Consider the following 15,520-nt stretch of genomic DNA (forward strand, 5'->3'; position numbering starts at 1 on the left):
ACGACGAGTTTTCACGCCATGCCCCGTTTCGCCGCCAATCTCTCGATGATGTTCACCGAGCATCCGTTCCTCGACCGCTTCGCCGCCGCCGCCAAGGCCGGCTTCACCGCGGTCGAATTCCTGTTTCCCTATGATTATCCGGCCGAGGAGGTCGGCAAGCGGCTGCACGGCAACGGCCTGACGCAAGCGCTGTTCAACCTGCCGCCCGGCAACTGGGATGCCGGCGAGAAGGGCTTTGCCGCGCTGCCCCAGCGCTTCGATGATCTCAAGGCGAGCCTCGAGACGGCGCTGCCCTATGCCAAGGCCACCGGCGTGAAGCGGCTGCACATGATGGCGGGCATCGCCGAACGTAGTGATGCGAAGGCCGTGGAAGCCTACACCAAGTCGGTGGCCTGGGCGGCGGAGTTCTTCGCGCCCCATGGCCTCGACGTCGTGATCGAGCCGATCAATGCGCGCAACGTGCCCGGCTACTTCCTCAACGATTTCGGCTTCGCCCGCGATCTCATCCGCGAGCTGAAGATTCCCAATCTCAAGCTGCAGTTCGACATCTATCACTGCCAGATCATCCATGGCGACGTCACCATGCGGCTGCGCGAGATGATGGACATCATCGGCCACATCCAGATCGCCAGCATCCCCTCGCGCAACGAGCCCGACGGCGAGGAGCTGAACTATCCGTTCCTGTTCGCCGAGCTCGACCGGCTGGGCTATGCCGGCTTCGTCGGCTGCGAGTACAATCCGCGCGGTCGCACCGAGGACGGGCTCGGCTGGTTTGCGCCCTACAAGGGAGTGAAGCCGTGACCTTGAAGCTCGGCTGCATCGCCGATGACTACACCGGCGCCTCCGACCTCGCCAACACCTTGACTCGCGCCGGCCTGCGCACGGTGCAGACGATCGGCGTGCCGGCTGATGACCTCACGCTGCCGGAGGTCGATGCCGTCGTGGTGTCGCTGAAGAGCCGGTCGATCGAAGCTTCGCTTGCCGTGGCCCGCTCACGCGAGGCCGACAAATGGCTGCGCGCACGGGGTGCCGACCACGTGCTGTTCAAGATCTGCTCGACGTTCGATTCCACCGACGCCGGCAATATCGGCCCTGTCATGGATGCGCTCGCCGGTGATGCGGGCGACGGCATCGTGCTGGTGACCCCGGCCTTCCCGGAAACCAGGCGGACCGTCTATCAAGGCAACCTCTTCGTCGGCAGCGTGCCGCTCAACGAGAGCCCGCTCAAGGATCATCCGCTCAACCCGATGCACGACGCCAATCTGGTGCGCGTGCTGGCGCGCCAGAGCCGCAGGAAAATCGGCTTGGTCGACCTCGCCGCCGTCGTGCACGGGCCGGAGGCGATCGGCCACCGGCTGCAGGAATTGGCCGGGCAGGGCATTGGTGCGGCGATCGTCGATGCCGTGTTCGACGCCGACCTGATTGCGATCGGCGCGGCCGCCTTGAAGAACCGGGTCTCTGTCGGCGCGTCCGGCATCGGGCTCGGGCTGGCGCGCGCTTTGGTCGAGGCCGGGCACGTGCATGCCCACGGCTTGGCGCATCACGCGGATGCACCCGTCGGCGGCATGGCCGCCTGCCTCGCCGGAAGCTGCTCGCAGGCGACGCTGCAGCAGATTGCGCAGGCCGAGACCATCATGCCGGTGCTGCATCTCGATGCGGCGGGCCTGGTCGCCGGTCCGGACGAGGCGCAGCGCGCGCTGGCCTGGGCGCGTGAGCGCATTGCCAAGGGGCCTGTGCTGATTGCCTCCAGCGCGACGCCGGATCAGGTCAGCGCGCTGCAATCCAGGCACGGCCGCGAAGCGGCGGGGCACGCCATCGAGCAGGCGATGGCCGATCTCGCCGAGGGGCTGATTGAGGCCGGCGTGCGGCGGTTGATCGTCGCCGGCGGCGAGACCTCGGGCGCCGTCGTTGACCGGCTGGGGATTCCCGGCTTCCTCGTTGGTCCAGAGATCGCGGCCGGTGTGCCGGTGCTTCGCGCAATCGGCGCACAGGGCGGCGACATGCTGCTGGCGCTGAAGTCCGGCAATTTCGGCGGGCCGCAGTTCTTCGCCGACGCGCTCGGGCTGATGCGATAACATCCGCGTCCGCCCGGCTGATTCCGATTTCATCATCTGCATATTCCGTGAGCCGGCTGGCCGCGCCGTCGCGCGCGCTGCCGCCATAAGCATCGGGACGCACACCGAAAAAGCAGAAGTTTTTTGCGTGTAATGCCCGATAACTCCCGTAAATTAACGGTCTCTAGGGACCTCACCGCTATACCTCCGGTACGGACCGTCGCGTGACGCGTCCATCTGTGGGTAGGGGCAATGAAACTGAATCGGATCGGCTACAAACTCGGGCTCGCTGGCGCCATCGGCGCATCTCTCGCCGTCGGCATGATCGCTAACCAGTTGATGGCGGAAAGAGCGGTCAACCACGCCAATCAGCAGGCCGAGCGCGCGCGGCGCGTCGTCGAGAGCGTGCTGTCGGCCAGCATCAACATGCAGCAGACCCAGCTCGGTGGCCGTTCGGCGCGGCTGGCGCGTGCGCCGGCCGAGGCAGAGAAGGCAGCCGCCGACATTCAGCAGTTCTCGACCGGGATGGTGACGGACATCGACGCCGCGCTCGCCAACGTGTCGACCGCCGACAATCGCGCCCGGCTGACCCGGATCAAGGAGCTGATGACGAGCTATGCCGCGGGAGCGGTCGATCTCGCCGAGGCGCAGAAGAAGTTGCTGACGCAGATCGAGAAGCGCAGTGCCGTCTCCAACGACTGGAACACCAGCCTGAAGGCGCTGCTCGCCTCGCCGTCGCTGCCGAAGCTCGCCTTCCGCGAGCGGGTCGAGCGCCAGCTTCACGCCGCCGATGCCAAGTTGAACTACATGCGGTCGCAGGCTTGGCGGTTCGGTATGACTGGCGATGCCGCGACGATCCTGACGGTGAAGCAGACGGTGCCGGGGCTGAAGAGCTCGCTGACCGACGCCCGCATGCTGGCCGACGATCGCGAGATCCAGGCCACGATCACCAAGCTCAATGGCCTCGCCTCGGACTTCGTCGCCGCGAACGACGAGGTGGTGAAGACCGAGGGGATCAAGGAGGCCGTGCTGCGCGACCGCACGCTCATTTATCTCGGCGAGGCCGGCGAGCTGATGTCCTCTGCGATCCAGGATGCGCGCGCGCGCAACGCGAGCGCGCGGTTCGAGGCAGACCAGGTCGCCGCGCAGGCGAGCTATATCACGCTGTTTGTCGGATTGGCGGTTCTGTTGTCGGTGATCGGTTCGGTCGTGTTCTCGTTCCTCGGGATCGCCCGTCCGTTGACCCGGCTCAATGCGGCGCTCGGCGAGATGGCGCGTGGCCGGCTCGACATCGTCATCCCCGGTGCATCGCGCGGCGACGAGATCGGCGATCTTGCCAAGACCGTGACGGTGATCCGGGGCAACGCGGAGGAGAAGGCGCGTGCCGAGGCCGAAACGAAGAATGCACAGGACGCGATCGCGGCGCGCCAGCGCAAGGCCGACATGCAGCGGCTGGCCGAGCAGTTCGAAGCCGCGGTCGGCGAAATCGTGAACACCGTCTCGTCGGCCTCGAGCCAGCTCGAGCAGTCCGCCTCCACGCTGACCCAGGCCGCGACGCGCTCGCAGGGCTTGACGACGGCGGTTGCGTCCGCCTCGGAGGAAGCAACGACCAACGTCCAGTCGGTGGCGTCTGCGACCGAGCAGATGGCCTCTTCGGTCACCGAGATCAGCCGCCAAGTGCAGGAATCGGCGCGCATCGCCAACGACGCCGTCGGCCAGGCCCGCACCACGACCGGGCGTGTCAGCGAGCTGTCCAAGGCGGCCACCCGCATCGGCGATGTCGTCGAACTGATCAACACGATTGCCGGCCAAACCAACCTGCTGGCGCTCAACGCCACCATCGAGGCGGCGCGCGCCGGCGACGCCGGCCGCGGCTTCGCGGTCGTCGCCTCCGAGGTCAAGGCGCTGGCGGAGCAGACCGCGAAGGCAACCGGCGAGATCGGCCAGCAGATCTCGAGCATCCAGGTCGCGACGCAGGAGTCGGTCAGCGCCATCAAGGAGATCTCCTCCACGATCGAGAAGCTGTCGGAAATCTCCTCGACGATCGCAGCGGCCGTCGAAGAGCAGGGTGCGGCGACGCAGGAGATCTCACGCAACGTTCAGCAGGCCGCGCATGGCACGCAGCAGGTCTCGTCCAACATCGCCGATGTCGAGCGCGGCGCGGCCGAGACCGGGTCGGCCTCGGCCCAGGTGCTCTCAGCGGCACAGGCGCTGTCCGGCGACAGCAATCGCCTCAAGCAGGAGGTCGCGAGCTTCCTCGGCTCGGTGCGGGCGGCGTAACGCTGAGCAGCGGAAGCGACGAACTGCTGGTCGCGCGGGGGATTGGAAGGCCGGAGCATCGAACGCTCCGGCCTTCTGCGTTTTCTGGCCCAACAGGGACTGTCCGCGGCCCGTCGCCCGCGGCTTTTCTGTTCGCGCTACATCGACGCCGGAAAACTAACCTGCGTAGTCAATCTGCGTTTTTAACTTGCATTAATAGTCGGCGTGTAGGGTCTGGTCATTCGCGGCCAACGCGCAGTCGAGCCCCACGGGCAAACGGCGCTTCTCTCGTTCGGTCGCACAGCATGAGATGACGCGCCGCACGGCCAAGCCGGAGCGCGTTACCGATCTGGACGGGCAACGATCACTTTTCGATCGCTGCTCCGTATTTGCACGGACACGGTCTTAACCAGACTTAATTTTGGCTCCCGTAGCTTCCACGCGTGGGCTGCGGGCCCGTTTGCGTGACGACGAGGCGAGCCCACGCCCGTCGACGTGATCTGTCCCCGAGCGCCCCCAGCATGAGTCGCGCCGTGGAGACCGACATGTCCTTTGCAATGCCCCATCGCCTCAAGCTCACCATCGGGATCAAGATCTATGCCCTGATCGGTCTGAGCTTCCTCGGCCTGATCGGCCTGACTGCCTTCAATTCCCGCGAGCTCGCCGCAGGCCTCAAGCAGCAGAAGCAGCTCGAGCTCCGGCATCTGACCGAGCTCGCGCTCGGCATCTTCGCCGAGGAGCATGCGGCCGCGCAGAAGGGGACGATCTCGGTCGCCGAGGCGCAGAAGCGCGCTCTCGAGCGCGCCTCCCAGCTGCGCTATGGCGGCAACGAGTATTTCTTCGTCACGGACATGACCGCGAAGATGCTGATGCATCCGATCTCGACCAAGCTGGTCGGGCAGGACGTCGCGGACATGAAGGATCCGAACGGCAAGAAGCTGTTCATCGAGATGATCGATGTGGTTCGCCAGCATGGCCGCGGCTTCGTCGACTACGATTGGCCGAAGCCCGGCTCCGAGACGCCGCAGCCCAAGCTGACCCATGTCGCGGGGTTCGCACCCTGGAATTGGCTGGTCGGAACCGGCGTCTATATCGATGACCTCTCGGCGCAGGCCTGGGCCTCGACGCGGCAGTCGTTGACGGCGGCCGGAATCGTGCTGCTGATCCTGCTCGTCGTGTCGACGCTTGTCGGGCGCGGCATCACCAACCCGCTGCATCGCATGACCAGCGCGATGAAGAGCCTCGCCGGCGGCCGTCTCGACGTCGAGGTCCCCGGCGTGGGACGCGGCGACGAGATCGGCGAGATGGCCGGTGCCGTCGAGGTGTTCAAGAGCAATGCGGTCGCACGTCACGCGCTGGAAGCGGAGCAGAAGGAAGCCGAGCAGCGGGCGCTGGCCCGCCGCAAGGCCGATATGCACAAGATGGCCGACGACTTCGAAAGCGCCGTTGGCGAGATCGTCGAGACGGTCTCGTCGGCTTCGTCCAGGCTGGAAGTGTCGGCGGACACGTTGAGCAAGACGGCGGTCCGCGCCGGCGAGCTCGCAACCACGGTGGCGGCCGCGTCGGAGGAAGCGTCCACCAACGTGCAATCCGTCGCCTCGGCCACCGAGGAGATGACGTCCTCGGTCACCGAGATCGGCCGCCAGGTGCATGAATCGGCGCGCATGGCCAATGAAGCGGTCGAGCAGGCGAAGAAGACCAACGAGCGGGTGAGCGAGCTGTCGCGCGCGGCGAGCCGCATCGGCGACGTGGTCGAGCTGATCAACAGCATTGCCGGGCAGACCAATCTGCTGGCGCTGAACGCCACCATCGAGGCGGCGCGTGCCGGCGAGGCGGGACGGGGCTTCGCCGTGGTCGCCGCCGAGGTCAAGGCGCTGGCGGAGCAGACCGCCAAGGCGACCGACGAGATCGGCCAGCAGGTGGCCGGCATCCAGGCGGCGACACAGGAATCGGTCGCGGCGATCAGGCTGATCTCCGGCAGCATCGAGCGGCTGTCGGAGGTTTCCTCGACGATTGCTGCCGCCGTCGAAGAGCAGAACGCCGCGACCAAGGAAATCTCGCGCAACGTACAGCAGGCGGCGCACGGCACGCAGCAGGTTTCCGTCAACATCACCGACGTGCAGCGCGGCGCGACCGAGACCGGCTCGGCGTCGACCCAGGTGCTGGAGGCGGCCCAGGGTCTGTCGACAGACAGCAACCGCCTGAAGCGCGAGGTCAGCCGCTTCCTGCAGACGGTCCGCGCGGCCTGAGAGGCCGGCAGCAATCTCATCAGCTAAATCAGCGATCCAACCAACGTGTCTCAACGAGTTTGAAGCTCCGCCATGATCACCTTTCTTGACTTCCGGCCCCGCCACGAGTTGGTAAGCCGGATGCGATCGTTCGCGAATTCCTCGGCGATCATCCTCGCCCTCATGTTCACTACATCGATCCATGCAGCGCCCGGCGACAACCTCGCCGTCGTGCGCGACCTCAGTGGCAGGATCGGTCCCGTCATCGGGGCCGCCCTTGCCTGCAGCGATATCCCTCGGCCGCGTATCCAAGCCATCATCGGCAAGTTCCAGGCCGTCATCTGGGAGGCCTCGAACAACGACGGCGATCGAAACGAGCTGACGCGCCAGTTCGACCGCTTCATCGCCGACGGTCGCGCGGCCGTGGCGAGTGGCCGCCAGGACTGCCGACGGGCCGAGCTCCAGCTCGGAGACATCGAGCGATCGATCGGCGCACCGGCAACGGCGGCCGGCGCGCTGCCGGATGCGACGCTCCCGGTCGCTGCGGCTGGTGCGACGAGTGCTGTGCCTGCTCCATCGGTTCGCGGCGTCACGGAGCGTGACGTCACGTTCGGCAGCGTCTTGCCGCTGTCGGGCGCGAACAAGGAATCAGGACGTCTGCTCAAGGTCGGTATCGAAGCCGCCTTCAACCATGCCAACGACGCCGGCGGGGTCAATGGCCGGATGCTCAAGCTCGCCGTCGCCGATGACGGCTATGATCCGAACCGCACGCTCGATGCCATGAAGCAGCTCTACGAGAAGGAGCGCGTGTTCGGCTTCGTCGGCAGTTTCGGGACCGTGACCGCGGCCGTTGCAATTCCATATTCGCTCGAGCGCCGGATGCTGTTCTTCAGCCCCTACACCGGTGCGAACGTCTCGCGCCACGATCCGCCGGACCGCTACGTCTTCAACTATCGCCCGAGCTATTCGGAAGAAGCCGATGCGCTGGTCCGTTACCTGGTGAAGCTGCGCCGAGTACCGCCGCGCCAGATCGCGCTGTTCGCGCAGGACGATTCGTTCGGGGATGCAGGCTTTGCCGGCGTGGCGAAGGCATTTCGCGTCCTGGGCCTCAGCGACGCTGCGATCCTGCGCGTCAACTACACCCGCAACACCGTGGATGTGGAGCCCGCGATCAACCAGCTCAAGGCACAGAAGGTGCCCGTCCGTGCGGTCATCATGGTCGCGACCTCGCGCGCGGCAGCGAAGTTCATCGAAAAGGCGCGCGACGCGCTTCCCGGCGTCGTCTTCGTCAATGTGTCGGCGGTCGGTGCATCGGCGCTTGCCAACGAGCTCATGCTGCTTGGTTCGCGATACGCCTCCGGGGTCATCGTGACCCAGACCGTTCCCGCCGTCTCCGGCTATTCGAGCGTGGTGCTCGACTACAAGGCCGCGCTGGCGAAGCATTTCCCCGGCGAGCCGCCGGACTACACCTCGCTCGAGGGCTACATCGAGGCGAGCATCCTGATTCAAGCCCTGAAGAAGGCCGGTCCGCAGCTCGATACCGAGCGGTTGATCGATACCCTCGAGTCGATGCGTAACATCGATCTCGGTCTTGGAGCCTTGCTCAACTTCGGCCCCGCCGAACATCAGGCCTCGCACAAGATCTGGGGCACGGCGCTCGACGAGACCGGCGCCTATCAGGCGATCGAGCTGGAGTGACCCGCGGCGCGGGCTAAAAAGGGGGAGCGAGCGCCAGCATGTGCGGCCCATGGCGGCCGCATCGCAAGCGTGAGATGCAGCAGCTCGCAATCATCGAGATGCTGTCGGCGATTTCTTCGGCCATCGGCTGCAGATGCCGTCGGGCGACACCACCCCCTCAGGCGCGAGGTCGGACGTTTCCTGGTCGCGTCGGCCACCGAGGAGCTGTCCTCCTCGGCGACCGAGATCAGCCGCCAGGTGCCGGAATCGGCCCGCATGGCGAGCGAGGCCGTCAACCGGGCGCGGCGGACAAACGACCAGGTGAGCGAGCTGTCCAAGGCCGCCGCGCGGATCGGCGACGTCGTCGAGCTGATCAACACCATCGCCGGCCAGACCAACCTGCTGGTGCTCAAGGCCACCATCGAAGCGGCGCGCGCCGGCGAAGCCGGCCGCGGCTTCGCGGTGGTTGCCACCGAGGTCAAGGCGCTGGCCGGGCAGACCTCGAAGGCGACCGGCGAGATCGGTCAGCGGATTTCCGGCATCCGGAGCGCGCCCCAGGAATCGGTCGGCGCCATCAAGGAGATTTCCGGCACCATCGAGTGGCTCTCGGAGATCGCCTCGACCATCGCTGCTGCGGTCGAGGAGCAGGGGGCGGCGACGCAGGAGATCTCCCGCAACGTCCAGCACGCCTCGCAGGGCACCAAGGACGTCTGGTCCAACATCATCGAGGTGCAGGGCGGCGCCAATGAAACCGGCTCCGCCTCGTCCGAGGTGTTGTCCGCCGCGCAGGCGCTGTCGTCCGACAGCAACCGGTCGAAGGCCGGAGTCAGCCAATTCCTGGAGACTGTCCGCGCCGCCTGAGTGCGCGCGGCCGCCGATGATAGGAGGGCGCGGCTGCGCAAGCTGCGCCCTTTGCTTTGCCCGCCGGACAACGGCAACCGCCCATGAATGGGGTCCAGCGATCCGTATTTCAACGGTTGCGGCACTTTATCTTAGGTTAATCGGCGACTGCGACAATGGACGCATCGTTTGCAGCAAAATTAGCCATGCCGATGCCGGCATGGCTCGAAAGACTCGCCATGCGTAAGAATTTGCCGGTCACCAACGTCGAGTATCCGATCACGGATGACACGCTGATCGTGTCCAAGACCGACACGAAGGGCAAGCTGACCTTCTTCAACCAGGATTTTGTCGACGCGGCCGGCTTCGCCGAAGCCGAGCTGATGGGGCAGCCGCACAACATCGTGCGTCATCCCGACATGCCGCCTGAAGCCTTCGACAATCTCTGGACCACGCTCAAGGCCGGCCGCCCCTGGGTCGGCGCGGTCAAGAACCGCCGCAAGAACGGCGACTATTACTGGGTGCTGGCGACGGCGTCGCCGATCTGCAAAGACGGCCAAGTCGTCGGCTACACCTCGGTGCGCACCAAGCTGCCCGCCGACCAGCGCGCGGAGGCCGAGCAGGTCTATGCGGCGATCCGCGAAAAGCGGCCGCATGGTTACAAGATCGACGACGGCATCGTCCGCCGCCGCTCGGTGTTCGACCATCTCTCGATGTTCACCGGCACGATCGCGGCAAGGCTGCGAACGCTGGTCGGATTGCAGACGCTGTTCCTGCTCGTGCTTGGCGTCATCTCGTTCGGGGAGGGCGGGCTCGTCGGAATGACCGCCGTGGCGATTGCTGCCGCTGGTGTCGTGCTGTGTGGTCTGGTCGGGCTGCGTACGATGAACGTGATCGTGGCGCCGCTCGATCATCTGAACGAGACGATGGAGAGCATCACCCAGGGCACGCTCGACACCCGCATGCGCATCGAGCGCGACGACGAGATCGGCCGCGCCTTGCGTAACCTGCAGACCGTTCAGACGATGGTGCGGTTCAACGACAGGGAGCTCGGAGAGCAGGAGCGGCGCGCAGCCGCCGCGCGCAAGCGGGAGATGTCGGAGCTCGCCAACGGTTTCGAAGGCGCCATCGGCAACATCGTCAATACGGTGTCCTCGGCCTCCAGCGAGCTCGAGAGCTCGGCGAACTCGCTGTCGAGCACCGCCGTGCGGGGGCAGGAGCTTTCCACCACTGTTGCCGCGGCCTCCGAAGAGGCGTCGGCCAATGTTCAGGCCGTGGCGTCGGCGACCGAGGAGCTCACCTCGTCGGTCCGTGAGATCAGCCGCCAGGTGCAGGAGTCCGCGCGCATCGCTTCCGATGCGGTCGAGCAGGCGCGCCGCACCAATGATCGTGTCGGCGAGCTGTCGAAGGCGGCGACCCGCATTGGCGACGTCGTCGAGCTGATCAACACGATCGCCGGGCAGACCAATCTGCTGGCGCTCAATGCCACCATCGAGGCCGCGCGGGCGGGCGAGGCTGGCCGCGGCTTTGCCGTCGTCGCCTCCGAGGTCAAGGCGCTGGCCGAGCAGACTGCAAAGGCGACCGGCGAGATCGGCCAACAGATTTCCGGCATCCAGGGGGCCACGCAGGAGTCGGTCGGCGCCATCAGGGAGATCTCGACGACGATCGAGCGGCTGTCGGAGATCGCCGCGACGGTGGCGGCCGCGGTCGAGGAGCAGGGCGCAGCGACCGCCGAGATCTCGCGCAACATCCAGCACGCCGCCGCGGGTACACAGCAGGTGTCCGCCAACATCACCAACGTCCAGCGCGGCGCCAGCGAGACCGGTGACACCTCGGGGCAGGTGCTCAGCGCCGCGCGCCAGCTCTCCGGTGATAGCGAGCGTCTCAAGCAGGAGGTCAGCCGTTTCCTGCAATCGGTTCGCGCCGCCTGATCCGCGACATGACGAAGCCGGCGACAGCGGCCGAGATTGCCCGCTGTCGCGTCCGATAGTCGAACGACACAGCCCCGACTGATAGCCGCGGGCACAGCCGATGACGCCGCGCCGAACCACGTCGACGTGGACGCTCATGCGTGCGCCGTTCGTCAGGCGGCGCCCCGCTCGACCGGATCATCCCCCACCGTTGCAGACTCCCCACACCTGACGCCCCGGCCAGAAAGGCCCTTGTGGCGCCATAATCCCGCTAAGGTGCAGAGATTAACTTGTGTTAGATATTTATTCAACCAGCGGTACATTTAGTGGCAGGCAATGTGATTGCGAGCAGACCTTCGCGCAGGACCCTGGTGCTAACGGCCGCGACGGCCGCGGTCGCCTTGGGTCTCGATGCGGGGCTTGCCGTGGTTGCCGCCAAGCCGCGCCGCCGCACTGAGGATCCCGCGCACGGCTATCGCCGGATCACGATCGGCGAGGCGGAGGTGATCGCCCTCTACGACGGTGTATGGGAAAAGCCGCACGAGGCCGGCTTCATCGACAATGCCAGCATCAGCGACGTGAAGGAAGCACTGCGCGCTGCGGGTCTGAGCCCCGCCTTCGTCCCGGTCCCGATCTCCACCTTCGTGGTGCGGCTGAAGGGCAAGACCGTGCTGTGCGATGCCGGCGGCGGCGGTCAGGTCCAGGGCTACAATTCCGACTCGATCTTCATTTCGGGCCGCCTGCTAGACAATCTGAAAGCAGCCGGCATTCGCCCGGAGGACATCGATACCATCCTGATCTCGCACTTCCATCCCGATCATATTTTCGGACTGCTCGGCGAGGACACCAACGCGCCGGTGTTTCCCTCCGCCGAGATCATCGTGGCTGCGGCCGAATACAAATTCTGGACCGATGCATCTCTGACCAGCCGGCTGCCGCCGTGGCGGCAGTCGCTGGCGCGCCGCATCCAGAGCGTGATCCCGGGCTGGAAGAACGTGCTGCCGGTCGAGGGCGAGGACGAGGTGGTGCCCGGCATCCGCTTCGTCAGCGTCCCCGGTCATACGCCGGGGCACACCGCGTTTCATCTCAGCTCCGGAGCGGAGCAACTGATGATCTCGGGCGACACCGCCTATGTGCCGGCGTTGTGCCTGCGTCATCCCGAATGGCACGGCGCCTATGACCAGGACGGCGCGGCTGCCGAGGTCAGCCGGCGCAGATTGCTCGATCGTATCGTTGCAGAAAAGATGTTGGTTTGTGGATCTCATTTTCCGTGGGCCGCGTTCGGTCGGCTCACCCGCGATGGCGCCCATTATGCGCTCGACCTGCTCCCCGCGTGATCCCGAACCGGCCTCGGAAGAGAGGCTCGGGATCGCGCCATGACGACGCATTATGAGGTGCTCGGCGTATCGCCGCGGGCCGATCTCGACACGATCAAGCGGGCGTTCCGCCAGGCCGCCAAGGCGCACCATCCCGACCTCCGGGGCGGCGCCGATCCGGCGTCGGAGCACCAGCTCAAGTTGATCATCGTCGCCTACAACGTGCTGCGCGACCCTGACCTGCGCGCCGAATACGACGCCCATCTTGCTTCTGAGCGCGACCGCGTCCGCCGCGAACGCTGGGACGCCATCCTACAGTTCACCGCGGCGACCGCCGTGCTCAGCGCGATCCTGATCGGCCTCGAGATTCTGCTCTTGCCCTCCTCCGGTGATTGGATGAGCAGGCCGGCGACGCGCTCGATCGTGACACCGTCACCGCAGGCCCGATCGGGGCCGCAGCGCAAGGTCGCAGGTGAGACCGTCCCGGCGCCTGCCGTCCAGGACGCGACCGGAGCCGTGCTGCCGGTGCCGCCTCCGGAGGCGGAGGCCCCCGGGCTGTCTCCGCCGGCAGAGCCGAGAGCCGCAGAGCAGGTCGTCCCGGCTGCACCGACGACCGCCGCATCCTTCCTGAAGCGGGGGATGGACCGCAGCCGGCAGGGCGATCTCGAGCGCGCTGTCGCTGATTTCGACGAAGCGATCCGGCTCGCGCCCCGCAATGCCGATCTCTATCGCTATCGCGCCAGGGATCTGGTCCGCATGGGCCGCATCGACCGCGCGCTTGGCGATTTTGAGCGGGCGATCCGGCTGGATCCGAACGACCCGGTGCTGTTTCACGATCGTGGCCTCGCGCATCAGCGCAAGGGCGATCTTGACGAGGCCCTCGTCGATCTCGACCACGCCGTGCGCATGGGCTTCAGCGATGCCGGAATGTACAGCGACCGTGGCGCGGTGTGGCTGGCGAAGGGGCGCTACGACCGCGCGCTCGCCGACTTCAACCAGGCCCTCAAGCTGGATCCGGAATTGGCGATCGCGGCCGCACGGCGGGATGAGGCCCTCGCGCGCAGGCGCGACCGGCAATTGGCCGGCGACAACAGCGCGCCTCCGGCGGCGGCGGAGACCACGGGCACGGTGCCTGCCGACGCGAAGCCCAGGCGTAGCGGGCGCTGAGCGCCGGACCGTGATCTGCGCTCCGACATCCGGGAGACGGCGAGCAGCGTTGTGCTCACACCCGTCGGCGCGACCGTTCCATTGCGCGGCGGTCTGCGATCCAGGAGCGCGCCATGAGCGTTTACGTTTCCGTCACCGGCTTCCGCCCGCATCGCGGCCTCAATCGGCTGGCGCGATTCTGGTGGCACACGTTGCGCGCCGTCCGCCAGGCGCGTGCGGCTCCCGGGAATCTGCGCGTCGAGCTTCGTCAGGTGAATGGCATCTATCATACGCTGACGGTCTGGACCGACGAAGCCAGCATGCGCGCCTATGTCAGAAGCGGCGCGCACCGCCGCGCCATGATCGGCTTCCGCGACCTCGGCGGCGGCAGGACGCTCGGCTTCGTGGCGGACAGCGATCCTGATCCTGATTGGGACACGGCCTATGCGCGCTGGCAGCGTGACGCCCGGGAGGTGTGAGGCGACGGAAGCGAACTAATTCGTCCGCCACTCCGGCACACCATCGGCGGCCATCGTGATCTTGCCGAGCGCGCCGACCGGCGTCCTGTCCTGATCCATCAGCCGCGCCAGCGTGGCTGCGTCCTGCGCCGGAACGCGCGCCAACGTGCGCGTGTCCTGCTCGGTGCGCAGCATCGCAACGCCATGCTCGACCTCGCCGTTGCGATCAAACAGCGCGGTGAAGCTTTCGACCCGGCCGCCGCCGCCGGCTTCGCTGACGAACGCCGGCGCGGCGGCGCGATGCCGATCGGCCTCGGCCTGCACGCTCGCCTCCTGTGACAGGGACGACGGCGGCTCGCGCGAGATCACCAGCGCATGATGCTTGGTGACGAAGCCGCCCTGGCCATACAGCAGGCCGCGCCTGGCGCCGCCGCGCAGCCGCCGCACCATCGCGCAGGCGGCGTGCGTCATGTAGGTGTTGAGCGGCGCGCCGAAGAAGGTCAGCCCGCCGGTGACGGTCGGCTCCACGTCGGCGCCGAGGCCGAGGATCCGCCGTGCCATCTTCGGCACGCAGGGAAAGCAGCTGTAGAGCTCGATGACGTCGAACGCCGCGCCGTTGCCGCCTACCATGTTCATTGCGGCCCGCAACACGGCGTTCTGCGGATGACTCTCGGCGAACTGATCGCGCGTGAAGTAGTCGCGCGGATCCTCCGCCGCTGCGCCACCGAGCGGATAGATCATGCGGCTGTCGGCAATGCCCGCCGCACGCGCCTTGGCCAAGCTGGTCAGGATCAGCGCCGCGCCCATGTTGACCATGGGATTGGCGACCATCAGCTTGGTGTAGGGCCAGGCGATCGGGCGGTTGTCGGCCGACGGAGTCGTGATCTCCTCGGGCGCGAAGTGCCGCTTCAGCCAGGCGTTGGGATTGTAGGCGGCAACCGCGGAAAAGCGCGACCACAGCTCGCCGGATTCCGCGAGCGCCTGCCGCGGCGTCTGGCCCCATTTGGCCGCGCTCGCGACCTCGTAGAACGGATAGACCGAGACCGGGCGGAATACGCCGAGCTTCACCGCCAGCGGCTTCTGGAACGCGGCGCCGCGCTTCGGCTCCTCGACGTCGTGGGCGAACGGCGTCCACGGCAAGGGCACGCCGGCGCGGTCGGCCTTGGTCGCGGTCGATTGCGCCTCGGCGCCGCAGACCACGGCGACCTCGCATTCGCCGCGCGCGATGCGCAAGGCGGCCTCGTGCAGAAAGCGGATCGGGCTCTCGCCGCCGACCGGACCATAGTGGCAGTGCGCCGGCGTCACGCCGAGCCGCTGCGCGAGAAGCTGCTCGGGATCGCGGTAGCGCCAGCTCAGGAAGTTGACGACGTCGAGCGAGCCGATGTCGTGGATGAGCTTGGCGCCCGCGTCATTTTCCGCACGGCGGATCGCCTGTTCGAGCAGCGTCAGCGGCTCGAGACCGTCGCCGATATCCTTGGGACGATCGACGATCTCGCCCACGCCGACGATCACGGGAATGCGGTCGGGGGGCAGGGTACTTGCAGTCATCGGCGTTTCCAAGAGCCGGCCCGTGACGGACCGTCATTGTTGTCTTGTCTCCTTTCTGTCATCGCAGGTTCGACCGCGCAATGC

10 protein-coding genes and 1 pseudogene are annotated in these 15,520 nt (G+C 66.7%); 10 read left to right on the forward strand and 1 reads right to left on the reverse strand.

The window, feature by feature from the left end:
- The first annotated feature begins 18 nt into the window (after positions 1–18).
- The 10 genes and pseudogenes from otnI (at position 19) to QX135_RS08450 (ending at position 13,909) form a co-directional block, all read left to right on the forward strand.
- A complete protein-coding gene (otnI, locus tag QX135_RS08405) occupies positions 19–801 on the forward strand; it encodes a 2-oxo-tetronate isomerase (protein ID WP_316176665.1) in 783 nt (260 codons plus the stop codon).
- The gene (gene otnK, locus QX135_RS08410; protein WP_316234023.1) at positions 798–2,075 is read left to right on the forward strand and encodes a 3-oxo-tetronate kinase; all 1,278 of its coding nucleotides are present in this window, start codon (positions 798–800) and stop codon (positions 2,073–2,075) included. Before otnI ends, otnK begins: the two co-directional genes overlap by 4 nt.
- Before the next feature lie 231 nt (positions 2,076–2,306).
- On the forward strand, positions 2,307–4,334 hold the full coding sequence (locus QX135_RS08415; protein WP_315737240.1) for a methyl-accepting chemotaxis protein: 2,028 nt from the start codon (positions 2,307–2,309) through the stop codon (positions 4,332–4,334).
- A 524-nt stretch (positions 4,335–4,858) separates the two neighbouring features.
- On the forward strand, positions 4,859–6,562 hold the full coding sequence (locus QX135_RS08420) for a methyl-accepting chemotaxis protein (RefSeq protein WP_315737241.1): 1,704 nt from the start codon (positions 4,859–4,861) through the stop codon (positions 6,560–6,562).
- Between the two features lie 120 nt (positions 6,563–6,682).
- A complete protein-coding gene (locus QX135_RS08425) occupies positions 6,683–8,239 on the forward strand; it encodes an ABC transporter substrate-binding protein (RefSeq protein WP_316234024.1) in 1,557 nt (518 codons plus the stop codon).
- A gap of 183 nt (positions 8,240–8,422) precedes the next feature.
- Positions 8,423–9,079, forward strand: a pseudogene (locus QX135_RS08430) (methyl-accepting chemotaxis protein); the annotation flags it as partial.
- Positions 9,080–9,297: 218 nt separating this feature from the next.
- Positions 9,298–10,989, forward strand: coding sequence for a methyl-accepting chemotaxis protein (locus QX135_RS08435; protein WP_316234025.1), 1,692 nt, complete (start codon positions 9,298–9,300; stop codon positions 10,987–10,989).
- 350 nt (positions 10,990–11,339) lie between these two features.
- Complete coding sequence (locus QX135_RS08440; RefSeq protein ID WP_315737244.1) at positions 11,340–12,305, forward strand: MBL fold metallo-hydrolase; 966 nt, start codon at positions 11,340–11,342, stop codon at positions 12,303–12,305.
- Positions 12,306–12,344: 39 nt separating this feature from the next.
- On the forward strand, positions 12,345–13,451 hold the full coding sequence (locus tag QX135_RS08445; protein ID WP_316234026.1) for a J domain-containing protein: 1,107 nt from the start codon (positions 12,345–12,347) through the stop codon (positions 13,449–13,451).
- A gap of 113 nt (positions 13,452–13,564) precedes the next feature.
- On the forward strand, positions 13,565–13,909 hold the full coding sequence (locus QX135_RS08450; RefSeq protein ID WP_315779625.1) for an antibiotic biosynthesis monooxygenase: 345 nt from the start codon (positions 13,565–13,567) through the stop codon (positions 13,907–13,909).
- 15 nt (positions 13,910–13,924) lie between these two features.
- On the opposite strand, the gene QX135_RS08455 is transcribed toward QX135_RS08450, so the two are convergent.
- A complete protein-coding gene (locus QX135_RS08455) occupies positions 13,925–15,436 on the reverse strand; it encodes an acetyl-CoA acetyltransferase (RefSeq protein WP_316234027.1) in 1,512 nt (503 codons plus the stop codon).
- Between the last annotated feature and the right edge of the window lie 84 nt (positions 15,437–15,520).

This window comes from Bradyrhizobium sp. SZCCHNR1098 (assembly GCF_032489375.1).
In the GTDB taxonomy this organism is placed as follows: Bacteria; Pseudomonadota; Alphaproteobacteria; order Rhizobiales; family Xanthobacteraceae; genus Bradyrhizobium.

What these genes read in the sequence shown, in the direction of transcription:
- otnI (WP_316176665.1), top strand. Translation starts at nt 19, where the DNA reads ATGCCCCGTTTCGCCGCCAATCTCTCGATGATGTTCACCGAGCATCCG.
- QX135_RS08415 (WP_315737240.1), top strand. Translation starts at nt 2,307, where the DNA reads ATGAAACTGAATCGGATCGGCTACAAACTCGGGCTCGCTGGCGCCATC.
- QX135_RS08420 (WP_315737241.1), top strand. Translation starts at nt 4,859, where the DNA reads ATGTCCTTTGCAATGCCCCATCGCCTCAAGCTCACCATCGGGATCAAG.
- QX135_RS08425 (WP_316234024.1), top strand. Translation starts at nt 6,683, where the DNA reads ATGCGATCGTTCGCGAATTCCTCGGCGATCATCCTCGCCCTCATGTTC.
- QX135_RS08435 (WP_316234025.1), top strand. Translation starts at nt 9,298, where the DNA reads ATGCGTAAGAATTTGCCGGTCACCAACGTCGAGTATCCGATCACGGAT.
- QX135_RS08445 (WP_316234026.1), top strand. Translation starts at nt 12,345, where the DNA reads ATGACGACGCATTATGAGGTGCTCGGCGTATCGCCGCGGGCCGATCTC.
- QX135_RS08450 (WP_315779625.1), top strand. Translation starts at nt 13,565, where the DNA reads ATGAGCGTTTACGTTTCCGTCACCGGCTTCCGCCCGCATCGCGGCCTC.
- QX135_RS08455 (WP_316234027.1), bottom strand. Translation starts at nt 15,436, where the DNA reads ATGACTGCAAGTACCCTGCCCCCCGACCGCATTCCCGTGATCGTCGGC.